This is a genomic window from Streptomyces sp. NPDC020884 (genome assembly GCF_044333935.1).
Taxonomy (GTDB): domain Bacteria; phylum Actinomycetota; class Actinomycetes; order Streptomycetales; family Streptomycetaceae; genus Streptomyces.
Genome location: NZ_JBIRRY010000015.1, coordinates 79,339 through 102,191, shown reverse-complemented (window position 1 = coordinate 102,191; position 22,853 = coordinate 79,339). Strand labels below are relative to the sequence as shown.

Annotated in this window: 22 protein-coding genes and 1 pseudogene; 10 read left to right on the top strand and 13 right to left on the bottom strand. The window is 67.0% G+C overall.

Features of this window, described 5'->3' with window-relative positions; all coding sequences use genetic code 11:
• The 8 genes from ACH4UK_RS35565 to ACH4UK_RS35530 all read right to left on the bottom strand — a co-directional run bounded on the left by ACH4UK_RS35565 (position 1) and on the right by ACH4UK_RS35530 (position 3,764).
• Positions 1-195: a hypothetical protein gene (locus tag ACH4UK_RS35565; RefSeq protein ID WP_398363180.1), complete on the bottom strand. Its 195-nt coding sequence runs from the start codon at positions 193-195 to the stop codon at positions 1-3.
• 5 nt (positions 196-200) lie between these two features.
• Complete coding sequence (locus tag ACH4UK_RS35560) at positions 201-386, bottom strand: hypothetical protein (protein WP_398363178.1); 186 nt, start codon at positions 384-386, stop codon at positions 201-203.
• 93 nt (positions 387-479) lie between these two features.
• A complete protein-coding gene (locus tag ACH4UK_RS35555) occupies positions 480-821 on the bottom strand; it encodes a SpdD protein (protein WP_398363177.1) in 342 nt (113 codons plus the stop codon).
• Positions 822-835: 14 nt separating this feature from the next.
• Positions 836-1,024 carry a mobile element transfer protein gene (locus tag ACH4UK_RS35550; protein WP_398363176.1) on the bottom strand — a complete coding sequence of 63 codons (189 nt, stop codon included), beginning with the start codon at positions 1,022-1,024 and terminating at the stop codon, positions 836-838.
• Positions 1,025-1,044: 20 nt separating this feature from the next.
• Positions 1,045-1,719: a DUF2637 domain-containing protein gene (locus ACH4UK_RS35545; protein ID WP_398363175.1), complete on the bottom strand. Its 675-nt coding sequence runs from the start codon at positions 1,717-1,719 to the stop codon at positions 1,045-1,047.
• A 78-nt stretch (positions 1,720-1,797) separates the two neighbouring features.
• Complete coding sequence (locus tag ACH4UK_RS35540) at positions 1,798-1,992, bottom strand: hypothetical protein (protein WP_398363174.1); 195 nt, start codon at positions 1,990-1,992, stop codon at positions 1,798-1,800.
• A gap of 87 nt (positions 1,993-2,079) precedes the next feature.
• Positions 2,080-3,429 (bottom strand): FtsK/SpoIIIE domain-containing protein, encoded by a 1,350-nt coding sequence (locus ACH4UK_RS35535; RefSeq protein ID WP_398363173.1) that lies wholly within the window; start codon positions 3,427-3,429, stop codon positions 2,080-2,082.
• 2 nt (positions 3,430-3,431) lie between these two features.
• Positions 3,432-3,764, bottom strand: a complete 333-nt coding sequence (locus ACH4UK_RS35530; RefSeq protein WP_073879609.1) for a hypothetical protein — start codon at positions 3,762-3,764, stop codon at positions 3,432-3,434.
• Positions 3,765-3,903: 139 nt separating this feature from the next.
• On the opposite strand from ACH4UK_RS35530, the gene ACH4UK_RS35525 reads away from it, so the two are divergent.
• The 6 genes from ACH4UK_RS35525 (at position 3,904) to ACH4UK_RS35500 (ending at position 12,229) form a co-directional block, all read left to right on the top strand.
• The gene (locus ACH4UK_RS35525) at positions 3,904-4,770 is read left to right on the top strand and encodes a GntR family transcriptional regulator (RefSeq protein WP_398363172.1); all 867 of its coding nucleotides are present in this window, start codon (positions 3,904-3,906) and stop codon (positions 4,768-4,770) included.
• On the top strand, positions 4,760-5,458 hold the full coding sequence (locus tag ACH4UK_RS35520) for an HAD family hydrolase (protein ID WP_398363170.1): 699 nt from the start codon (positions 4,760-4,762) through the stop codon (positions 5,456-5,458). Before ACH4UK_RS35525 ends, ACH4UK_RS35520 begins: the two co-directional genes overlap by 11 nt.
• A gap of 551 nt (positions 5,459-6,009) precedes the next feature.
• On the top strand, positions 6,010-6,450 hold the full coding sequence (locus ACH4UK_RS35515) for a hypothetical protein (RefSeq protein ID WP_398363168.1): 441 nt from the start codon (positions 6,010-6,012) through the stop codon (positions 6,448-6,450).
• A gap of 579 nt (positions 6,451-7,029) precedes the next feature.
• Positions 7,030-7,203 carry a hypothetical protein gene (locus ACH4UK_RS35510; protein WP_167531786.1) on the top strand — a complete coding sequence of 58 codons (174 nt, stop codon included), beginning with the start codon at positions 7,030-7,032 and terminating at the stop codon, positions 7,201-7,203.
• A gap of 772 nt (positions 7,204-7,975) precedes the next feature.
• Positions 7,976-9,040, top strand: a complete 1,065-nt coding sequence (locus tag ACH4UK_RS35505; protein WP_398363166.1) for a hypothetical protein — start codon at positions 7,976-7,978, stop codon at positions 9,038-9,040.
• A 171-nt stretch (positions 9,041-9,211) separates the two neighbouring features.
• Entirely contained in the window at positions 9,212-12,229 is a 3,018-nt protein-coding gene (locus ACH4UK_RS35500) for a hypothetical protein (RefSeq protein ID WP_398363164.1), read from the top strand.
• A 413-nt stretch (positions 12,230-12,642) separates the two neighbouring features.
• Here ACH4UK_RS35500 and ACH4UK_RS35495 read toward each other — a convergent pair.
• A pseudogene (locus ACH4UK_RS35495) lies at positions 12,643-13,230 on the bottom strand (LacI family DNA-binding transcriptional regulator); the annotation flags it as partial.
• Here ACH4UK_RS35495 and ACH4UK_RS35490 point away from each other — a divergent pair.
• Together ACH4UK_RS35490 and ACH4UK_RS35485 are read left to right on the top strand one after the other, a co-directional pair.
• A complete protein-coding gene (locus ACH4UK_RS35490) occupies positions 13,195-13,611 on the top strand; it encodes an SAVED domain-containing protein (RefSeq protein ID WP_398363162.1) in 417 nt (138 codons plus the stop codon). The pseudogene ACH4UK_RS35495 and the gene ACH4UK_RS35490 sit on opposite strands and share 36 nt — an antisense overlap.
• A 256-nt stretch (positions 13,612-13,867) precedes the next feature.
• A complete protein-coding gene (locus ACH4UK_RS35485) occupies positions 13,868-15,376 on the top strand; it encodes a hypothetical protein (RefSeq protein WP_398363160.1) in 1,509 nt (502 codons plus the stop codon).
• Between the two features lie 507 nt (positions 15,377-15,883).
• Here the strand turns inward: ACH4UK_RS35485 and ACH4UK_RS35480 are convergent.
• From ACH4UK_RS35480 to ACH4UK_RS35470, 3 genes are all read right to left on the bottom strand, one after another.
• Entirely contained in the window at positions 15,884-16,861 is a 978-nt protein-coding gene (locus ACH4UK_RS35480) for a hypothetical protein (RefSeq protein ID WP_398363158.1), read from the bottom strand.
• Between the two features lie 100 nt (positions 16,862-16,961).
• Complete coding sequence (locus ACH4UK_RS35475) at positions 16,962-18,359, bottom strand: NAD(P)/FAD-dependent oxidoreductase (RefSeq protein ID WP_398363156.1); 1,398 nt, start codon at positions 18,357-18,359, stop codon at positions 16,962-16,964.
• Positions 18,360-18,427: 68 nt separating this feature from the next.
• Positions 18,428-19,069 (bottom strand): GPP34 family phosphoprotein, encoded by a 642-nt coding sequence (locus ACH4UK_RS35470; protein ID WP_398363155.1) that lies wholly within the window; start codon positions 19,067-19,069, stop codon positions 18,428-18,430.
• Between the two features lie 249 nt (positions 19,070-19,318).
• Between ACH4UK_RS35470 and ACH4UK_RS35465 the strand changes: the two genes are divergently transcribed.
• Together ACH4UK_RS35465 and ACH4UK_RS35460 are read left to right on the top strand one after the other, a co-directional pair.
• The gene (locus tag ACH4UK_RS35465) at positions 19,319-20,275 is read left to right on the top strand and encodes a GntR family transcriptional regulator (protein WP_398363153.1); all 957 of its coding nucleotides are present in this window, start codon (positions 19,319-19,321) and stop codon (positions 20,273-20,275) included.
• 211 nt (positions 20,276-20,486) lie between these two features.
• On the top strand, positions 20,487-20,882 hold the full coding sequence (locus ACH4UK_RS35460; RefSeq protein WP_398363151.1) for a molybdopterin-binding protein: 396 nt from the start codon (positions 20,487-20,489) through the stop codon (positions 20,880-20,882).
• Positions 20,883-20,907: 25 nt separating this feature from the next.
• Here ACH4UK_RS35460 and ACH4UK_RS35455 read toward each other — a convergent pair whose 3' ends face one another.
• Positions 20,908-22,692, bottom strand: coding sequence for a helix-turn-helix domain-containing protein (locus ACH4UK_RS35455; protein ID WP_398363150.1), 1,785 nt, complete (start codon positions 22,690-22,692; stop codon positions 20,908-20,910).
• Positions 22,693-22,853 lie beyond the last annotated feature (161 nt).

Sequence of the window (22,853 nt, the reverse complement as noted above, 5' to 3'; positions counted from 1 at the left end):
TCAGCGTCCTGTCCGGTTGTGGGCGGGGCCGTGGTTCGCGGTGTAGCCCTCGACCAGGGCACGCACCTGGATGTCGCCCGTGGCGGTGGCCGAGGCTCCGCAGTGGCAGACGGCCGAGCCGGTGGCCGGGGCATTCGGGGAGGGCTTGCTGACGTGGAGGCCGGGGCGGTCCGGAGTGGGGGTCAGGTCGGCCATGGCGCTCAGGCCCCGATCCGGGTGCGGGCGCGGGCGGGGGTGGTGGTGTGGCCGGTGCCGCGGCAGGCGGGGCAGTTCGCGGTGATGGTCTGGCGCTGGCCGTCAGGGGTGGTCTGGCCGGTGGTGATGGTGACGGTGGGGAAGCCGTCGCAGTGGCCGCAGATCGGCCGGGGCAGGGTGTGCTGGGGCATGATGGGATCTCCCTTTCGGGTCCGTTGGATCTGGAAGTGGAATGGGCGCCCGGGGCGGCGGAAACTTGGCGGTTGAGGCCGTCCCGGGGGCTGTCAGCGGTTGTTCGGGCGGTTGAGCAGCGAGCGCAGGACCACGGCGCAGATCGCGACGGACGCGGCGGTGATCGCGGTCGCGAGGAGCATCGAGACCAGGACCGTCCCGATGATCAGGACCATGGCGGTCCCGCCCGCGGCGGCGGCGATCAGCGATCCCGGGGTGAGCTGAACGGCCGGCCGGGAGACCGGAGCAGCCGGGGCGGGCGCCGGAGCCGGGGCGACGCTGGTGCTGTGGTGGCAGGTGCAGGCCGGGGTGTGGGTGATGCCGGTGAGCGGCTGGACGAGGGACGTGCCGGGGGCGGGGGCGGTGTCCGGCGGCGGGATCTTCGGGGTGAACACGAGTAGGCCTCCTGTCAGGGGTTGCAGCGGTGGGTGCGGGCGGCGAGTTCGGCGGCGGAGCGGTTGAGGTAGTCGGCGGAGAAGTTGCAGCCGGGGGCGGTGCAGGCGGCGGTGTGCTTCGTCCGGCCGCGGCCGTCGTGGTGGGTGCCGACCTGGACGGGGCCGATACGGAGCACGTTCGTGAAGTGATTCGGGCGCGCCATGACATGAACCTCCTTATGGACTAGGCGAGTTGGGCGGTGATGGCGTCTGCGAGGGGTGCGGGGACGCCGAGGCGGGCGCGGAGGGTGGCGGAGTCGATCCGGCTGCCGGTGGTGGCGTGGTGGGAGTCGGCCACCTTCCGGGCGTGATCCAGAAGGGCCGGAGGAACGGCCGCGGCCGGAGCGGACACCGGAGCCGGAGCAGGTGCCGCGGCTTCCTCAAGAGCAGGCGCGGGCGGCAGTTCGGGAGCGCGCTCCACCGTCACGTCCGGGACCGGTTCGGGCTCGGAAGGGGCGGGCAGCGGTGCCGCGGTGACGGGTGCGGTCTCGGCGGGCGCAGCCTGGGGACTGTGGACGAGGAGGGTTCCGCCGAGGAAAGCGAGGGCGGGCCATCCGGCGACGAGGATGCGCAGCCAGGCCGGGACGTTGCCGAGGTCGAGGAGTCCGGCGGTGGCGACGTTCGCACCGAGCGAGGCGGTGAGGGCGATGATGAACCAGGCCCAGGCGGCGCGGTTGTCTGCGGTGGTGCGCATGCGGCGCCAGGCGGCGACGAGGAGCAGGTCGACGCTGACGGGGTAGGCCCAGGCTTTCCAGCCGTCCTGTCCGGCGGCTGCGGCCAGGTCATGCAGGTGGGCGAAGGACAGGGCACCGGCAATGACGGCCTGGATGAGTACGGCGTCGATACGGATGCGGGACACGAGTTCACCTCCTTTCGAGGGGGCGGGGCCGGGGCCGGGCGGGATACGGGTTCACCGCCCGGCACCGGGGCGAAGGGGTCAGGCGTCGGGGTCGGTGCCGGAGCCCAGGCAGTTGAGGCAAAGCCCGTCCTGCTGGCCGACCGGGCGGCGCTTGCGACCGACCCGCACCGTGATCGCGACGTTCCCGGACCCGCCGCACGGCTGGCATGCCGGTTCGACCGGGGCGGGGGCGGGGTTCTTCAGGGTCTTGGTGGTGGTCCGTTTGGTGGCCATGGCGGGGGTTCCTTCCGGTTCCGGGCATGGGCGGGGTAGGGACCTGGCGCGAGACAGTCACGCCAACTGGCCTTGCTTGGTGGGGAGTTAGCTGGTTGCCGGGCGGGGCTTGAGGAGCGGGGAGCCCGGGGCCGGGGCGGCGGAAACGGCCGGCCGGAACGGTGCCAGAGCGGCAATGTGCGGGGTGAGGTGCGTGTACTCCCGGCAGACCGCGACCGCTTCAACCGGGGTCATAGCGGGGGTGCGGATGCGGGACCAGCCGCCGGAAGAGTCCCCAGCCACCGCGACGCCGGGGCGGTCCGGGGGGATGGTGGTGGCGGCGAAGACGGCTTCGGGGGCGATGTCCCCGAGGGCCATTTCGGCGGTCTGCTTGTCGTTGACCCGGTGCACCACACGCCCGGTGAGCTGGGCGCGCAGGGCTGTTGCTCCCTTGCCGAGGTCGGAGCCGAAGCGCTGCCCGCACACCTCCAGGAAGATCCCGACCGCGCGGGCCATCTGCGCGAGCCGGATCATCCGCATCACCATCCGGTCCCGGCGTTCCTCGTCCTTCTTCGCGGCGACGAGGAACAGTTCCGCGACCTCATCGACCAGGACCACCAGCGGCACCGGGCGCACCGTGACAGGCAGACCCCAGATGTCCGCGACACCGTGATCGCTGAGGAGGTCGAAGCGCTCTTCCATCTCCCCCACGAGGGCTTCCAGCAGCCCGTCCGCCTCATCCGGAGTGACCGCCAGGGCGGAGAGGCGGGGCGCATACCCGCGCTGTTCGACACCCCGCTTGCAGTCGATCCCGACCAGACCGACGGGGAGCTTGGCCAGTCCGGAGATGAGGTTGCGCTGATACATCGACTTGCCCGACTGGTTCGCGCCGACCGTCAGGGCGTGCGGGACCTTCTGGTAGTCCCGGACGAACGCCGTACCGTCCTCCCGCAGCGCCACCGGCACGACCAGCGGACCAGCGGTGACGTTGCGGGGCAGGCGGCGGGGCATCTTCACGCGGCGCAGAACGTCGTAGCCGGTCATCCGCAGTTCCACGAACCCCGGCTTCACCTCGACCACGTGGACGGAGTGGACGCCCCAGGCGTGGCGAAGCCGTTCGCAGGCGGCGGACACGTCGGCAGGCTCCAGGCCAGCCGGGAGGCGAAGCGTCGCCCGCATCCCGGTCGAGGAGTAGCGGACCCGGCGGACCTGCGGGGGAACGGGCTGGACTTCCTGGCGGGCCACGTTGCGGACCATGAACGCCCGCAGGCGGGACGGCTGGACCGTCAGCCCGCACACATCCATCGTCGCCCGATACGTCACCGAGAACCGGACCCGCGCGACCGGGGCACCCACCAGCGACCAGAACACCCGCGGAGACCGGGCCTTCGCGTAACCGAGGCCACCGACAGCCGATAAGGCCCCCGCAACCTCGATCACCGTGGACAGGTCGGACATGATCAGGCCCCCAGCGGGGTCACAGCGACCGCGCGGAAGCTGATCCCGTGCCGGGTCTGGCCGTTGAACGTGTTCTCCCAGTCCCGGGCCTTGAGACCGATCACCGTGACCGGGGTACCGGGGGCCAGGTTCTCCGGGACACCCGTGTTCGGCACGGTCACCTGGTAGAGGTTGCCCTCCCCGTCGTCCGCGACCAGCAGACCCACCGTCGCGAGCGGGGCACCGGTCTCCCGGTCGATCGCGATCTCACCGGTCTGCTTGCTCACAAGCTTCGGCGTCGGAGGCGTCGCAACGAACACAACAGCGGTCGAGACATCGATCTTGAAGGACGGCATGAGCTTGCTCCTCAGACAGAGGTGACTGACTTGGCTAGCCTTCTTGGCTGCATGACCAACGTAAGCAACATGGCTAGTCATGTCAACACCTGACTGTCTTGGCTGTCCCAATGTCGGGGCCGCCGCGTACCATCGCCCCATGACCTTCGTTCCCGATCCCCTCGACCCCGACGATGACCGGCCGCCCTACGAGCAGGTTGCGAGCAGCCTCGGAGCAGCAGTCCGGACGAGGAAAATCGCACCAGGGGAGAAGCTGCCGTCGCAGAAGGAGCTGACGGAGCACTACGGCTTCGCGCGCGCAACCATCCAACGCGCACTGCGGGACCTCGAAGACGAAGGGCTAGTGGTCTCCCGCAAGGGAAGCGGAGTTTTCGTCCGCAGCCGGACGGAACGGCCGGCGGGGCTACGTCCTTACGTAGAGCAGGCCTTTGGCGCCACGAACGTCACCATCGACTTCGCCGGGTTCTCCAGCGAAACCCTGCACGGAGCACTGCAAGAGCCGTTGGACAAGATCCGGATCGGCAGGCTGACACCGGCAAGCATCAAGGTCCGCATACTCGTTCCGGACATGGCTGTCCCCCAGGCGGCTCCGGTCCGCCGTGAGGACTGCGGCGATGACGAACGGCTCCGGTCCCGCATGCACGACATCATGGTCGGGTACGCCCGCAGCATCCGTGACTCAATGGCGGAGCTGAGTCACCTGGGCTTGGTCCCCGAGACGAACGTTGACGTGCGAGTCCACAGTGGTACGCAGTTCTTCAAGCTGTACGTGATCAACGGAGTAGACGCGTTCTTCGGCTACTACCCGATCAAGCCCAACAAGGTTGTGGCGCAGGGCGAGTCCATCGAAATCTACGACCTGGTTGGCAAGGACACCGTCCTCTTCCACCACTCCGTCAACGACAGCGAGTCATCTAGCGGCACGCAGCAGGTCCAGCAGGCTGGCATGTGGTTCGACAGCGTCTGGAACAGCATCGCGAGGGGATTCGACCTTGATGGACACTGACGACCTGGCCGCAGCACTTGCCAGCACTACCGTGGTGCTTTTCGACTTCGACGGCCCCATCTGCGATGTGTTCGCTGGCCGACCCGCGGATCAAGTCGCCAGGGAACTTGCCGCACTTGCGGCCAGGCACAACCCGGAGCTGGAAGAGAAGCTGTCTGGAATCGACGACCCCCTCGAAGTCCTGCGCCTGGCCCACGAGGCCGATGACGCCGCAGGTCTGGAAGTCGAGAAAGCCCTCACCGCAGCCGAGATCGAAGCGGTAGGAGTGGCAGGAGCCCCTACTCCGGGAGCCGTCGCGTCCCTGGAGGCGGTGCGAGCGTCAGGGAGGGGGGCCGCGGTAGTGAGCAACAACTCTGCCGAGTCCGTCCGGACATTTCTTGATCAGCATGAGCTGTCGCAGTACGTGCTCACGGTGGTGGGCCGACCTGAGCAGCATCCCGAACTCATGAAGCCGAACCCGCATTCACTGATCACGGCAGCCGAGTCCTTGGACGTCGACGTGACCCGGTGCGCCCTGATTGGCGATTCACTGACGGACATCCAAGCCGCTCACGCGATCGGTAGCACGGCCATCGGGTACGCCAACAAGCCGCACAAGCACCAACTCTTCATCGAGGCCCAAGCAGAAGCGGTGACCGACTCCATGCAATCCATCGCGCAGGCGATCCACCCCCAGCCGGGACCCTAACGCTCTGCTCCTCCCCGGAGTTGTTACAGGTTTCTCTACCTCATCAAGGCACCCGGCTGCGCTCCGCTCCGCCGGGCGCGCTTCCCGGCTCTGGCTGCGCCCGCGCTCCTGCCTTCGGCCCGCTCGGCGCTGCCGCCGCCGACGCGCGCCCGCAGTGGATAGGCCCGTGGGGCATGAGACGAGAACCAAGCCCGCGGCTTCAAGAGGATGCCTCCGGCGGGGGCGCTCAGACTCCGGGATGGACGGGGCACCGTTCGCGAGTGCCGGCCGGAGTGTGGTGAGCGTCGTGGGGCTCCCATCCCGACCACCTTCGACCCAGGCAGAGCCGAGCAGTCGCGGCCCAGGGCGTCAAGGTCGTTCGTACAGTGGCGCGCTCCACCTTGACGCCCTGAACCACGACCGCTCCACGACGTGTGGGTCGAAGGCGGACGGGATGGGAGCTGGGGTTGGGTGGTGGGTTGTTGGTTCGGGTTGAGAACTTCGACAAACCACCTTCATCGGCCTACCTGGCCTGCGACGATGTGGGATGACCTTGTCGGAGGGGGCCGGGGATGACTTCCCTCGTTTTATCCATTGCCAGTCTCATTGTCTCGATTGCGGCGGTCGCGATCAGCGTGTCTCAAGCGCGCCTTGCCAAGCGTGAAATCGAAAGATCCAGACCCAACGTGCAGTTGAGCGCGATCTTCACTGAGCACCTCATGAGAGGCAGCGCCCATGAGACGGCGCGAGCCGTTCTCATCTCCGTCAGTAATACGGGACGAGAGGAGACAGAGATTGCCTCTCTCTTCATCACCTCAGAGCGAGCGCTTCTCGTCGGCGCCAACAATCGTTTCCCTGATGGAGGGCCCCCGCTGCCGTACCGCATCGCTGGCCACTCTCAGCAACACTGGGAGATTGATGCGTCAGCCGTGGAGGACACGGCTACTGCCGTAACGATCACCGCCCGGTTTGGCCACGGGGAGCATCAGTCGCTTGTGGTCACGAAGGATTAGCGAGCCTCGAAGACATGGACCTAGGCAACCGGGACCCTGTCAAGAGGGGCACCGATGTCTGACATCAGCTACTGACACCAACAGGGGCGAACAACGGCAGCCGACGCCGGACCGTGGCGACTGAACGCTCCAGGGAGGAAGCCGACTGATCCAGGATGCTGAGCCGCAGTGATCGACCTGACAAGGATGAGGCCAGACCTCAGAGTCGGGACGGAGTGACGTCCTCCGTTGATGGGCCGCAGCCTGCCGCTGTGAATCGACCCATTGAGACTCCAAAGACGTTGTCAGTGGCTGCCGGTAGCCTGAAAGGTTCGCAGCTACCCCCACATTTAGTAGCTGGGTCGCCTGGCGGGCCCACAAGTTGTGGTTCTCGTACCCCATTTGAGCCACAGGAGGCGCTATCCTTCTCGACAGCACGAAAGACCCCAGTTCAGAAGGACTGACGCGGGGTCGGTGCCTGCTCGAACTGGGGTCGTGATGCGTTCCTAGGCGCCCAACGACCCTACACGGCTCTACCCTTCACCCAGAAGGGCGGGATCAACATCGAGCGGCATCCAGCTCGAAGGGTAGGTGATCAGGATGGCCAAGAAGCTTACGCCGGGTACGCCGGCGCCGGAGTCGGGGCAGTACAAGGTGCCCGGTTCCAAGACCGAGGTCACGGCCGTGAAGGGCAAGCCCCTTCCGCCGACGCCCAAGGCTGGCCAGGGTTACAAGCTCGTTGACCCGACCAAGCACAAGCCGAAGGGCAAGTGATAGGCGGGGGCAGGCTTCTCGGAGCTTGCCCCCTTGCCCGGCGTTGCAGTACAGCAGCGAAGTACAGCAACCGGCCACAGCCGTCGGTACCCCTCATCCCCTGCCCGGCAACCTGTATGACCGCTGATGAGTGATCTGGCTAGAGCTACGGATCAGGTGGTACCCCCGAGGGGAGGTGGTGCGCGGTCGGCTCTGGCAGGTCATCTGCTGGCCATCGACAAAGCCCGACCGTCGGTTAGGTCCCGGCGATTCTCCGGGCCACCCCCAGACAGGCCGGGGATGCAACCATTCTCTTCAGAGCTGGAACCCCCGGAAGCCGACCGCGCGTTTGAGACCATAGACGCCAGCACTGACAACCGACTCGCCGACGATCAACCGTCGAGCGTTGAGTGTCTAACTGCGTGACAACGCCGACGAACAACGGCGGACGAGCGCGGACGTCAGCGGACCATCAGCGCAGGTTAGAGCCGTGCCAGACCAAGGCAGTACCAGTACCCGAGTTGCTTCGGGACGAAGAGGTCGTGGGTTCAAATCCCGCCACCCCGACAGAGAAACACCAGGTCAGGCCCGGTACTGAGGAATCAGTACCGGGCCTGATGCGCGTTCGAGGGCCATTCGGGGAGCCATTTGGGAGCCGACTTCGGGATGCGGCTCCCCACGACCGCCTAGCGCCGGCCTCCTCCCCGGCAACGGATGCTTCGGATGGAAACGCGGGCTCACTGTCAGTGGCCACGTCTAGCCTTGAACCACCACCGCCCCATAGGAGACCGGATTGGTCGGGTTCAAGATCGACAAGCGCGCGATCGCGAAGATGCAGAAAGAGATCGTCAAGGAGTTCGAGCGGGCGAACCGCAAGCACCCCGTGCGCATCCCCATCGAGGGTGAGCCTCCATCCATGGGCATGCTCACCCTCGCGAGTGCCAGTGGCCTCGAAAGCGACCCCCAGCTGTCCCGCTTGCTGCTCTGGTTGTACGACTCGGTCCAGCAGAATCCGAGCCACTACGTAGACGTGCGGGTCTTCGCGCGGGACGAGGGACTACCGGAAGACGACAGCGACAACATGGCGCTGCAGCTTGAAAAGCTCGGTCTCGTCAAGATCGCGCGAAGTCTCGCCGGCGGACTCTCCGATGTGTTCCCCACCGACGACGGACTGCTGGAAGCGCGCCGCCTGCTCGCTCTCCGCACCGACGCAGTCGAGCGCTTCAGACACGCCTGCGATGTGTTGTTGCGCTGGGTCCTACGTGTGGGCGGAAGGCAAGCCTCGGTTCCGGCGCTGGCTTTCCTACAAGACCCGTTGTGCAGCTTTGCCGGGGAGCCACTGACCGAGGCAGAAGTTCTCAGCGCGCTCGACTACCTGCGCGAGCACGCTCTTGTCGAGCGGGTGGTCACAGATGCCGAGGTCGCAGTCTTGACCACGGCGCAAGGTACCCGCTGCGTACTCGCTGGAGGCACCGTGAATGACTTTCTGAGCCGTCAACCAACTGGCGGCGACACCTACAACATCACCGGCTCCCACGGCTTCGTTGCTGGCTCGCAGCAGCACGTCGTACAGAACAACTCCTTCGGCCTGGACGCATCCAAACTCGCTGAGTTCGCCCAACAGGTCCGGCAGTTCGCGCCGAGCCTGGGCATCTCCGCAGAGGAGCAGGGCCAGTTGATTCTGGACGCGGAGGTCCTGGAAGAAGCTGCCACCACCGACGAGCCTGAGCCGGGGCGTGTGCGGGCGGCATTCGATCGGCTGAACGCGACCCTCACCGCAATCGGTACGGCTACCCCTGGCCTGAACATGCTCGTCGGGGCAGGACAGAGCGCATACCAAGCAGTGTTTGGCGCCTGAATTGCCTGGAGCCAGCCGTCGAGGCTGGCTCCAGGTATCGCTCTCGGCCGAGCGCTCTCTTCCGCGCTTGGCCAGGCCGGTCATGAGGCCCCGGTAGCGACGGAACCATCCACAGCAGCTGCCACGTTGATCACGGCAAGAAGACTTGAGCGCTGAGACGAAGGCGGCGACATGGCGGAGCGTGGAGGGCAGGCTGCCGCCTTCGGGTTTCAGTACCAGTATCTGGTCACGCTGGAGGAGCTGCTTGCTGCCGCCGAGGGGCTCCGACCTGGCGTACACGCTGCGGTCATCGAACCGACTGAGACCGACGCAGAGGGAGTGGACGACCCGGACGCCATCGACTTCGATCTGGTAGATGGCGACCGGTCCCCCGTGCTGGCCGCGCAAGTGAAATCAGGAGGACCGGGTACCGAGCTGTCTGCTCCGACTGCTTTCGCTGTGCTGATGCGGATGATCAAGGCCAGACCAAGCGCCAAGGCTTACAGCTTGATCACTAATATGAGACTGCACTCCAAGGCAGTTCACTTGAACCGGGTTCTGCGCCTCACTGATCCCGATGAGCTCCAACAGCAGCTGGCTGCGCTCCTGGAGCGGAGCTCGAGACAGGAAGAGAACGCCAAGGGCCTTAACCACGACGAATTGTTGCGGTTGCGTCGAGCACGCATCGTGCCGGATACCCGCGAGCCACATGAGCTGCGCGAGCAGCTAAGGGAACGCATCAGGAAATTCCGTTCGCAGCAGCGCAGCGGCCTTGGACTTCGCTCGGCAGGGCGCATGACCAATCACCTGGTCTCGGAGATCTTCCGTAGAGCCTGTGGCGAGTTCGATGGAGTTCTCACCTTGACGGACTTCCGTTCCGAACTGTTGACAGAGGCCACTCACCTCGCCCATGACCTTGGCAGCTTCGACTGGGGCATCATGGTGGGGCCCGTCCCGTCGCCGCCGGATCTCCCCAGGCCCGACCTGTTGGCGCACATTCACCGGGCACTCACGGAAGCACCCGAGGATCGAGTGGTGCGGGCCTGCGTACTGCTGGGATTGTCCGGTATCGGAAAGACCAGTGCAGCAGCTGCGTATGCTCACGATGTCGCGGATTCCTACGACCACATCTTCTGGGTTGATGCGGAGAGCGACGCCAGCCTGGCCGCCTCCTATCACGCCTTGCACGACTGGCTCGCCCCGCAGCAAGCGCAGGCGAACATGGACTCCTCTGCCCTACGTCATCGAGTGCACGCGCTCCTGAGCGCGTTCCCGGGCCGCTGGCTCATGATCATCGATAACGCCTCAGACCGTCGCCGTCTACTTCCGTGGCTGCCCACCAGCGGGCGTGGGCACCTGATCATTACATCCACCAATCAGAGCAGTTGGGCCACCCACCCCCGACTAGTACCCGTCACTCACCTCACCACCGACCAGGCCGTGTCGCTGATCCGCCTGCGGCTGTCCAACGACGGCTCCGTCTGGGACAAGGGGAGCGAACAGGCAGCAGTCGAGCTGGCGCAGAACCTGGAGTACTGGCCTCTAGCCATCGAGCTGGCCTGTGGCTACCTGGCCAGTTGCGGGCTCGGCCTTGCAGAAGTGTCGCGCTATCTGGAACTCATCCGCGATCGCGCATTGGACGACGAGCAGTCCGTCCCGCCTGGGTATCCGCGCACACTCGTCGCGGCCATCCGGGTAGCGCTGCAACGGATCGGCCGCGCCGCGAGAGGCGTTCGGCAGCAGGACATATCAAGCGCGGCAATCGCTTCGATCACCACCGCCTCGTATCTGGCCTCTCGCCAGATTCCGCTCCAGCTCCTGGTCGCCGCAGCCGTGGTACCCAAGGAGTCCGTCATGCGCAGCGGCCTGAAGGGGCCGCTGATCATGGTGGAATCAAGCCAGAACCCTCTCAGCGTCTTGGAGATCCACCGTGCCTTGCGGACCGAGTCCCTCGTGCAGCGGAGTGAGCCGCTCAGCGCGGGCGGGCCTCACCGGCAGGCGAAGTCAGAGCATCCTGACGAGCTCGACGAGACGATCAGCATCAACGAGATCGTGCAGCACGTAGTGCGGGACACCCTGGAAGGCTCCGGAGACGTGGAGCCGATCCTCAGCCGCGCCGCCTTTCACACCCAGGGCTGGCTCGCTGAGTTCATCGATGATGAGGATGAGCACCGCATGCATCGGCTGGTTCCACACGCGCAGAGCCTCGCCGGCCATGCCCTGCGACTCGGGATCAGCTCCGACGACCTTGCAGTCCTTTACGGCAACCTCGGCGGTGCCTACTTCCGCATCGGGAGTCTGGCAGGAGCACGATCCTGCTTCGAAGCGGAGCTCAATGTGATCAGGGCCCGCACCGCTCCGGCACCCGTACTTGAGATCAAGACGCTGTTTCCGCTCGTTGCTGTGATGCGGGAGCAGGGTGCACCGCTGGACCGCTTGTTCCCCCACCTGAAGCGCGTCCACGAGCTAGCTCTCCAACTCGCTGACTCTCATCCAACCGATGCAGCAAGCGCGGTCGCTAACGTCCTGACCACACTCCGTATGGCAACGCATCGTGAGGTTCCAGGTGAAGCGGTCATCTGCCTTATCGCCGACCTGCAAGCACTCGGCGCACGACTGCCGGATACAGATGTTTCCAAGATTCTTGCTGAAATCGGGTATATAACGCAGGCGTTGAGCGATAGAAGCGTCGATGACGCTGAGATCGAGATTCGGTGTCGGGCGATGTTGGACAACGCCCAATTGCCCATTGCTCAACGGATCAACGTTATTGCCCTCTTGGCGGAAGCGCTCGCATTCCAGGGCAGCTGGACCGATGTCGCCGTCGAGCTCGCGACGCTCGACGGCTACGCGACCACGTCGAAGCTGAACCCTCAGACAATCGCAACCGCCGTGCACAACGTTGGCCTGCAGGTCGGCATGGCCCTCATCCAGAACGAGACCCATGCTCTCCCTTCGCTATACAGGCTGACGGAGATCATCGCCCATGTCGACGAGGAGCACCTGGACAGAGCGGCTGACGGGCCATTGAAGCTGCTGGTTCTCCGCCTCCTCGATGCTCTGTATCGCAGCGACCGTACCGAGACCGAGGCACTCCTCACGGAGTTCGAAACGACGGATAACTCCGTGCTCGACGCGGCACACGAAATTGGATGGCGGCTGCTCACATTCCGTACCGTCGCGATGGCCACTGCGGCTCTCCCGGGCTGAAGAGGACGCAGGTGCAGTTGAGCGACGAGGACCATCGGCAGTCCGCGCGAGCGAGTTGGCTCGAGTCGGGGGCGCGGCGGTGATCGGTGCATGGATGGGCGCTCAGGTGGATGGGGCAGCGTGAAGCTGGGGGTGCGCAGTTCGCGTAGGGCACTGGCTGCTTCGAGTTCCTGTCAGCGAGGGCGTCCAGCTAAGTGGGGCTCAGCGGCGACGGTCGCCGTCTCTTCTTAAAACTCGGGGCGACTGAGACCAGGGCCTTCCCACGTAACACCGTCTGTCCCTTTTCGAGACAGCGCGCTTGTCCCCCTACGGGACGACGTGCTTGTGCCGAACAGGGATAGACCCAGGTTTCGTCCTCGTAGGCGCCGAGGTCCGCTCTGTCCCCGCAACGACGCCGCGAGAACAGAATGGAGCTACCTCAGGGCGACCGCTCGTGTGAGGAGGAGGTCGTTGAGCACGCGTGTCGGCGACGTCGGGCACATCGCGAGCCGAGCATCGAGCGCCGCCTCCCACTGCTCGGTCAGGCCGGCCATGAGGCGCTTGCGCATGCCGGGCGTGACGTGGGCGTATCGGGCCGAGACCGAGCCGTCGATGTGGCCCATGCGTTCGTCCATAAGGACCTTCTCGGTGCCGAGGTCCTCCATCATCGTGCGGTGGGTGTGGCGGAGGCCGTGGGGTGTTAGGCCCTTGGCGATCGGGAGCCAGCAGGTATCCGCCCGAGCAGCAGCACCTCGGCCTCGGGCCGGGATGCCGGGCCACGGCTCGCCGAGGATGGGCACCGGGCGGGCTTCCTGTGGCGCCTTCTTCGGGTACCAGCCGGAGACTGCCGGGGTGAACAGCCAAGTGGCGAAGCCGTTTCGGCGCCAATGGGCCGCGTGTTCTGACGTGATGCCACCCCGCACGAACCCGAGCTCTGCGATGGCGAGTTCGACGCGCACGCGGGTGTCCTCGCGTACGAGCTCGGGGTGGTTGAGGACGTTGGAGACCGTACCCGTGGAGACCAACAGATCAAAGCGCTTGCCGCACACAGCGGCCGTGCGGAGGTGCATCTCGCTTTCCACGGCCCCTACACGATGGCTCTACTCGTAGGGCGATACCTCAACACACTGCGCACCGTCGTCTACGAGTGGGACAGTGCGACCCCTGGGAGGCCCAGCTACACCCCAGCTCTCGTGCTTGAGCCAGGTGTCAGCGGCGGACCAATCACCGAGATTCTGCTCAGGGACGCACACGCAGCGTGCCAGCCGGTCTTGCTCTGCCTGGCTGAAGTTGTAGCAGTGCACCACGGGATGTTGCTGAGCCAGGCGGTGATCCAGTCGAACTGGGCGACAGGGCGGCGAACGCAGCGGGCCTGCCGGCCTGAGCCACAGGCCAGGACGTGAAAAGTCTTCGTCAGACCGAGTCATCAGATGGATCCACCACGCCGGCGGCCTCAGCGGAGGTCAGCACGACGCACCCGCAGTGGGACGTACCCGCTGAACGCGCCGTCTTCCTGTCAGTGCCGAGCCATATCGTCGTTTCTCTGGACTCCAACGATCGAGACAGATTGAGGACGGACACCGCCATGCTGGCTGAAAAGACACCCTTCGCCGACCATATCGAGGGTGCCCGATGATTCCCCGTGGACCGGACTGCACGGTGACCACTCTGATCGAGCTGCAAGGCGGCAGGCCGCAATGGGACAAAGCCATGCAGCGGATACGGGAGCTGGGCTGGACGTGCCACGAGCTCAGCCCAAAAGAGCGACGCACGGTCCTCCGGGCGTTCGACTCCGATGTCAATATCAGCGAGTTCTGGTGGGTGGAAGTACCGATCATGGGCTCCACCTGGCGTGCCGACCGCGAAGCAGCTTGGCAGATCACAGAGTTGAGCCGGTCGGTACAGACTGTGATTTACGGTCGGCTGTTCCGGCGCGAGGAGATCGATCGGGTCCTTGAGCCCGAATGGCAGGTGCACTCGGCAGATCACGAATCCGAAGGCACCGTCACACCGGGCTTCCGTCGGCTTTGGCGAACAGCCACGCGTTGGTGCGCGGCGCACACTGGGCTGCTCGACGTCCGCGTGCGCATCCATGCGAGCAAGGACGCCGCCCGACACCTGGCCCGGCATCTGCGAACGGACGGGCCCCGAGCGGACCTCGACGTGCGGCCGCTAGACGGACGGGGGCGCACCGGGACTCTCCGTCATGGAGAGGACGCCCTCAACAGGGCTGTGGCGCTCTTCGGCGGGCCACTGCTCGCCATGTCCCTCTTCCTGTCAACAGCTCAGCACTTGATTCCCGTTGCGGCCGCAGTGTGCTGGTTCCTCGCTGTCGTCTGTGCCGTCCCAGCCTGGTGGACGGCTTTCGCCGTGCCTTTGGCTCGTTCTCGGCTCCAGTGTCTAGTGATCTGCATCATCGCAACACTCGTAGTGGCCGTCTACACGCTGGGCATCCCTGGGCTCTTCGACGGCGTCGACTCCCGGTCCGCCTGGGCGACGGCAGCAATCGGCTTCTACGTGACTGGTCTGATCCTGCTGGGGCGCCGCTGGCGATGGCAGATACTGGCCGCGACGGCGCTTCCCCTACTCGCCACATTGCTCGTGGCGGCTCTGCCCCTCACCGGTAGGATCCTGCAGGACGGCTATGCGGACGAGCTGTCTCTGTCACCGGAAGAGACGGCGGTCAGCGGGGCATACCAGCTCATCGCGGCGGTGAAACTGCTGTGGCCCACCCTTGCGGCGATCCTGTTCATAGCAGCCGTTTGGGGCGTCCTGCGCTACTTTCACTTCATACGGCCGCGGAGCGTCTCCGCTGGCACCCTGGCCGCACTCTTCCTAGCCCTTGGCTTGCTCACAGCCACCGAGTGGACCTTCGCGTCACCGCAGCATGCGGCCGACAAGCTGAAACGAGCAGCGACTCATCACACCAAGGCCCCACCGTATTTCGGTATTTCAGCGGACTGGGTCTGCGTCCGTCCCACAGTCTCGGTTCACGCCCTGAACGAGCAGGGTGGCGCGCTTGTACCAAGCACCCCCTACCTTTCGTTCGGCGTCGCCGATGGCAACGTGGTCCTGTGGAACGCCGCCGCCGACCGCCCACTGCGTGTTCCGGCTGGACAGGTGAAGCTGCTTCCTGCCGGGAACCCCGGGCACTCGTGCGTCACATGACTGGACAACACAGCCGAGAGAGGACCGAGCAATTTACTTGTGCTATGCAGCTCGGAACCAAGACTTCGAGAGCACTGCACCCCTCGCTGGGAAATTCCTGGGAGATGATCTTCCCTCAGAGGCCAACCGGAACCTCTCCGCGCCGCTTCAGACCAATCACCTGACCTGCAGTTTTACAAAATTCGCAGGTGTCGATCCCACCCGACCCTCATTCGGGACGAAGAGGTCGTGGGTTCAAATCCCGCCACCCCGACAGCTGAAACACCAGTTCAGGGGCCTGATCCACTTAGTGGATCAGGCCCCTGAGTGGTTTCCGGTGGCGCCTTGGGAGCCGGCAGGGAGCCGGGTCTGCATATGGCTCCCTGCCGGAGAGTCCGGCGTCACGACCCCTGGACCCGTACTGCGAAATGCCCCGACGTGCTCCGTCGGGAGACGTCCGGCGTGTCGCCGCGACGGCTGCCTGCGGCTGGACACGTCACCAGCCCACCACGGCCCGCCCCGGAAGCATCAGATCGGGCGGGCCGCATGGTGACCGTCATGATGCGCTGTTGCGCGGCGGCGCACGTGTCGGGTGAGAACGGTCAGCAAGTAGACCTCCACCGCGAGGGTGACGGCTCCGACGCATACGGCGCTCACCGAGCCGTACATCATGAACGCGGTGTGCGACACGAGAATCCCGCCGATCAGCCAGATTCGATGCCGGTCGCTCCAGTCGGCGGCAGCCTTCCAGCGCAGTACGAGAAGGCCGAAGGGCACGGCGGTCAGGGCTGCGACGAACAGGCGCTGCAGGGGCGACATCAGGTCGCCGAGCAGCAGTTGGGATCCTAGGCCCAGCGGGAGCAACGTGGTCAGGAAGGCCATCGTCAGGTACATGGACACGAACCCGACCACCCCGGGGCGGGGCACGGACCGGGCCGGGCGAACGCGCCTGGTGCGGCGGTGGGGCAGCACCACCAGCGCGAGTACCCAGCACACGGCGATGAGGGCGAGGAACACCGCCGTCCAGCCCCACGGCGTCCGATACCCGGGATCCATGAGCCCGGAGATGAAGACGCGCAGCCCGAACACACCCACGATCGCCAAGGCGATGGTGCCGATCAGGCCCTTGTTGCTCAGGTACGGCCGGTCGCGCTGTGCCGGGAAGAGCAGGTTGGTCAGGCCGATGGGCACGAGGACGCTGAGTACGACGTGGACGCCGATCTGCGATTCCCAGTAGGTCAGGTTCACGCCGAAGGCGCGCAGGCCCCAGTCGGCGGCGTCGTACATCTGGGGGCTGGTCAGGGCCTGCAAGCCCAAGCCGTCTTCTGCCAGTTGATAGGCCACGCCCAGGAGCACGAGGCTCGGCCAGCCGCCGCCGACCCGTACGACGGCCTCGCGGATCACCAGGACGCCGGCCCCGTACATCACCAGGAGCAAGGGCAGGAGCAGCCACGTCTTCGGCACCGCGACCGCGGTGAACGTCAACTCCGCGCACAGAGTGGTCATCAGTGCGAGCACCCAAGGGGCGCGATTCCAGGGCCGTTTGCCGCGTCCGTGCATCGCTTTGGTACTCCTCACCGCGTTCGGGTTCCGCGACTGCGGCAGATCAACGTTCCTCATGGGTCCTCAGAAGTTCTTCGAGTTTCGTGTTCTGGGCCTGTGCCACGGCCACGGCCTGCTGCTCGAATGCCGCGCGTTCCGCCGGGTCCTCCGGCATCGGCGGGGCCATGTCGGGGTGCAGTCGTGAACTGTCCAACCAGGCACCGATATCCGTGTTGCCCGCCCAACGCAGCTGTTCCGAGTTCCCGGACAGCGTGTAGCGGAGCCAATCGACGTCGGTCCTCGGGTTCGGCGTGACCGGGCAGAGTTCGTTCTTCGCGGTGTCGTCGGAACCCGTGGCCTCGACATGGGCGATGAGGGCGGCGCTGAACACCGGCTGGCACACCCGGACCGACTGCAGGGTGATCACGTCGTCCTGGAAGACCGGAACGACGGGGAGTTGTCTGATGGCGTCCGCCGTACAGTCCACATGCAGCACACGAGGGCCGGTCGGGATCGTGCCGCCGTCGAGTTCGATGTCCGTTTCGTTGATCCGCTTCACCCGGCCGAGACGGACGACATCCTTGATCTTGCGCAGTTCCCGCAGTTCCGCCTGCGATACGGTCGCGCAGCGGAACGCCGTCGGCCGGTCCTCCGGGGAGATCCGCAGGAGGGCGCCGGCAGCTTCCAGCCGCTCGAAGAGGTCGGGCACGGATGCGGCGCCCATGATGGCTTCGTGCTTGGCGGCGTAGTCCCTCGTGAGATCCGTGACGCGGCGCAGGGGAAGCGGTTGCACCTGCGCCCGATCGAGGAGCCACGGCGCGCGGGGCATGATCCAGGTCAGGTCCGCGGGTGCGACCCCTTGCTCGAGGAGCCACAGGCAGGCGTCGATCCCGGTCTTGCCTGCGCCGACGACGACGTACCGGTCGTAGGGTTCGCGAACACCGGGCAGGTCGTTCGGCGGAGCAAGGGAGATGCCGGGCGCGACCTGGAACTCCGGCGGTCGCATGGCCGGCACCGTCACGCCCTGATACGTGGTGTCCACGATCCTCCGGTGTACGGCAACCCGGTACTCCGTGCCCGATGTCGTCAGACGGAACCGTCCCTCGCCCTGGTACTCGGCCATGGGGAAGTAGGAGACACGTCCGGACTGCAGAAACGTATGGCGCATGACCTGGTCGTAGTAGCCGCAGATCTCGGCCGCGCCCGCCAGTTCGTACAACCCGGCGTTCCAGCCGTCCTGATCGACCCGGCCGTCTCCGAGTGGGCGGGAGTTCACGCCGTACATGGTGGAAGGCTGGTGGAGCCGTACGTAGGGATAGGCGATGGTCCAGTGGCCGCCCGGCCGGTGGTAACGGTCGACCATGGTCACCGTCGCCTGCGTCTCGCTCAGCAGGGTGTCCACAAAGGCCATCGCCGTCGCACCCGCGCCGATCACCAAGTAGTCGGTCTCTATCTCGTTCACCATCGGGTCTTTCCTCTTCTTCCTCAGTCGAGCTCAGGCTCGACGCTGTGGTCGGTCTTGGAGCGGGCTCAGCCGCTGCTCGCCGCTGCCGCCATCGCGGTGATGGCCCCCTGTGTCCGGGCGATGGCCTTGCGCACCGCGGGGCTGATGGACTGGCCAGCCGCGATGTCGGACATCCGCCGCCGGACCTGCTTGCGTCCGCCGGAGGGCACCGCCCGGCGCCACAGCTTCGAGGCGTGCAGCACGCCGATCAGGGCGGCGGTGCGCTCGCTCGGCTCCTCTCCCGCGAGGACGGTCGCGTGGAGTCTGGCGCGCACTGCGGCCTCGGCCGACGGGTCGCTCATCGGGTAGCGATGCACGGGGAGCATGCCGAGCACCCAGGTCCGCCTGCGGTGCAGCACACCGCGTTCGACGAGTGCGGTGAGGGCGCGGTCGGGTGCGCCGCCACGCGTCCGGCGCAGCACCTTCGAGACCTTGACTCCGTCGGCCACCTCGGCGAGCACGGCGTCCAGGTGCGCGATCCCGGTCGGAGTCGGATCCAGCACGGTGACGATGTCCTTTTCGCCCACGGTGATCTTCTGGGCGAGGGCCAGTTCGACGACTCCCGCGCCGGCCACCGCCCAGTCGAGGCCGAGACGCGTCTTTCCCCTGCCGGTCACGTGGTCGAGGGCGACCAGGAGAACTTCTTCGGAGATGGTGAGTTCTGACATGGCGTTGCTCTTTCGCTGGTGCTTGCGCTGGTGCTTGCGCTGGTCATTCGCGCCGACGGCTTGCGCGGGGCCGCATGACCACCCCCGGGGTGCGTACGGTGTATCGATCCGATGCGTACAGCGTATTAGAGCGGTCCGCGCAGTCAACAGATTCGGCTTGAACGGCTGACATAAGTGCACTACTCTGCGCAGAGTGAACTAGTTCACTTGAGGTCCTTGAAAGGGCTACGAAGAGATCGGGAGATGCGCATGCCTGCCATGGCCCAGCCGGAGCCGCTCTACCTGCGTATCGCGCAGGAGATCGAAGCCAGGATCCGGTCCGGCGATCTCCGGCCGGGGGAGCGCCTGCCGTCGATCCGCCAGATCGCGGACCGCTGGGGCGTCGCGATCGCGACAGCCACCAGGGTGGTGGCCACCCTGCGCGAAGGCGGACTGGCCGAAACGAAGGTCGGCTCGGGCACGGTGGTCAGCTCCTCGCCGGACCTGCCACGGCCGACCAGGCGGGTGCGGGCACCGGCCACCCGGCTGCCGACCGGTTCGCGCGGTGCCAGACAGGCGCTCAGGCGGGAGGATCTGCTGCGGACGGCCATCGCGATCGCAGACGTCGAGGGATGCGACGCCGTCTCCATGCGCCGGGTCGCCGCGGAGCTGGAAGTGGGGCCCATGTCGCTCTACCGGCACATCGCGAGCAAGGATGATCTCGTGACGCAGATGGCCGATCTGGTCTTCGGCGAAGCGCAACTACCCCACCCAGGGCCTGCGGGCTGGCGGGCCAAGCTCGAACTGGTCGCGCGACGGCAATGGGCGTTGTGCTGCCGGCATCTCTGGCTGCCCCAAGCCGTCTCGTTCACCCGCCCGTCGCTCGCGCCGAACATGATGGTGCACACGGAGTGGATCCTGCGTGCGCTCGACGGTCTCGACCTTCCGCTGCGGACAAAAATGCAGGAAGCGCTGGCACTGCACTCACTGGTCCTCCACGTCGCCCTGTCGACGTCGAACGAAGCGGAGGCGGCACAGGAGACCGGGGTGACGCTCGCCCGGTGGCTGCAGGCACAGCAGGCACGGACCGAGGAACTGTTCGCGAGCGGTCGGTTCCCGCTGCTCGCGCAGGTGCACGAGGAATCGGCCCCTGACCTCGACGAACTGTTCGAGTACAGCCTCGCCCGGCATCTCGACGGTTTCGCGATCCTCGTGGGCGAGCGATGAGGGCCACGGCCCCGCCGAGACATCCACGGCAGGGCGTGGATGTCTCGACGCCCCCCAGGAGCGCTCGGTCACGCCGGCGCGGGGTCCGGTAGGGGTGGATGGGTGGAGCGGTGTCGACGATCGGAGTCCGATGGCCGCGGCGGAATCACGCTTGTCTTCCCCGGGCCGGACACCTCGGCCCGGGGGACCTTCCCTGCCCTAGAGTGCCCCCGTGCCGACGTACAGCATCGGCCGGGCCGCGGAGCTGCTCGGCGTCAGTTCGGAGACCGTCCGCCGGTGGGCCGACGGGGGGCAGCTCGCCATGGAGCGGGACGGGTCGGGGAACCGGGTGATCGACGGGGTCGGGCTCGCCGCGTTCGCCAAGGACCGGGCCGCCGGGTTGCATCCCGTGCCCGGGGAGACGCGGACCTCGGTGCGGAACTCGTTCGCCGGGATCGTCACCGCGGTCACCGTCGACGACATCGTGGCCCAGGTGGAGATCCAGTCCGGGCCGCACCGGATCGTCTCCCTGGTGAGCCGCGAGGCGGTCGACGAGCTGGGCATCGAGGTGGGCGTGACGGCCACGGCCCGGGTGAAGTCGACCAACGTCCATATCGACCGGCCCTGATCGACGAGACACCCCCGGCCGCCCGTCAGCGGCAGAGCAGCGCCGCCCTCAGGTCCAGTTTGTGGTCGAGGCGGGCCAGGTCACGGCCGGTGAGCACCTCCACGCGCTGGATGCGGTAGTGCACGGTGTTGACGTGCAGGTGCAGCGCCTCGGCGGTGCGGGCCCAGGAGCCGTTGTGCGCGAGGAAGACGTCGAGGGTCTCCAGGAGCATCCGGTGCGAGGGGTTCGTGTCGTCGGCGAGCGGGCCCAGCGCGTGGATGCCGAAGGCGGTGCGTACGTCGGCGGGGATGCCCGCGAGGAGGGCGTCGAGGGTCGTGAGCTCCTCGATCGCCGTGAGCCGGGCCCGGTGGTCCGCCGAGGCGTCGGGCCCCTTCGGAGAGTTGGGCCCCCTCGCCGCGCCTGCCGGCCCCGTACCGGCTGCCGGCCCCGTACCGGCTGCCGCTTCCGGGCGGGCGTCTCCCGGGCGGGCGTCTCCCGGGCGGGCGTCTCCCGGGCGGGCCGTCACCGAGGTCAGTCTTCCCGCGCGGGCCGCCGTCAGTGCGTAACGCGCCTGTGTCAGAGCGCCCTTGAGGTCCTGCGGGGCGGCGGCCGGGGCGCTGATCCCGCCGTGGAGAGGGACCTTCGCGTTCCGGGCCTGGAGTGTCGGCCACAGGTTCTTGAGGGCGGCGACCGGATGGGACGCCCCTGCGACCGGGTCCGTGGTCGGGTTGGCGGCCGTGATCGGGTTCGTGGCCGTGGTCGGGTTCGCGGCCGTGATCGGGTTCGTGGCCGGGTTCGCGCGGGGGCCGATCACCGCGCCCGGCTCCCCCGTCGGCAGGCGGCCCACCGCGAACCCGCAGCCCGTGAGGTGGCGCAGCGCCTCGGTCAGGGCGTCGAGGCCCCCGTCGTCGTCCGCCGTCCCGTCCGTCGTGATCACGGTGTACGGGCCCTGATCCGCGAGGCCGCACCTCCCCAGCGCCCGCCGGAGCGGGGCGGGGGCGGAGCTCGACGGGGCGTCGGCCAGGGCGAGGAGGTCCGAGGCCAGGACGCGGGAGGCGCTCTCGCGGCGGAGCGTCCCCTGGCGGTGCTGGGCGAACACCTCGGCTATCTCGTGCAGCATGCGCGGCGGGGCCTCGACCTGCTCGGGCAGGTGCAGATGCCACTGGCCGTACACGGAGGCGTCCGGGTCGATGCTCAGGGTGGTGGCCGGGGCGGTGGACGAGGGCGTCAGGGCCTGCGCCGCCCGCCCGGCCGGGAGCCGCGGGGCCGTCGGGGTGCGGGCGATCGTGCGGCCCGTGGCGCTGAGCACGTAGGCGGGCGGGGCCCCGAGGTGGGCGACCGCGCGGGTGAGCAGCGTGTCCGGGTCCGCACCGTCCGCGAGGAGCCGGCTCAGCTCCGCCCGGACGTTCTCGGGCAGCGCGTAGTGGTCGGCGGGCCGCCTGCTGAGGTCGCCCCACTGGCGCAGGTACACCGTGTCGGTGACAGCCCGGAAGGAGGTGTGCACCGGCACCGAGAGGATCGCGATCCCGTGCCGGCGGCACGCGTCGACCAGCACCTCCGGCACGCCCCCGTGCGTCTCCTCGCCGGCCAGCAGCGCGGCCGCGCCGGCCTCGTGCAGGGCGGCGACGAAACGTTCCGTCTTCGCCTCGTCGTTCGCCGGGGCCCACCACACCAGGCCGCTGAGGACCAGCTCGCCGCGCTGGAGGAAGCGCCCCGGGTCCTCCAGGTCGGTCGCGGTCACCCCGCTGATCTCCCGGGTGAGCTGCGGGCCGTCGCCCCAGAGCAGGGTCAGGTCCAGGGACTCCAGCCGGAGGAGGTCTTCGACGTGCATGGGCGGTCTCCTTGCGGGGCTGCCGGGCACCACACCCGGCATCTCACATTCACTAGGCCAATGCGAGTCAGTGCATCGTAAATGCCAGGTCAGATGACGCAAACACCTCTTGGTTGTTCCTCCAGTATCGCGGCCCCGTCCTGGTGTATTTCCGTACGGTG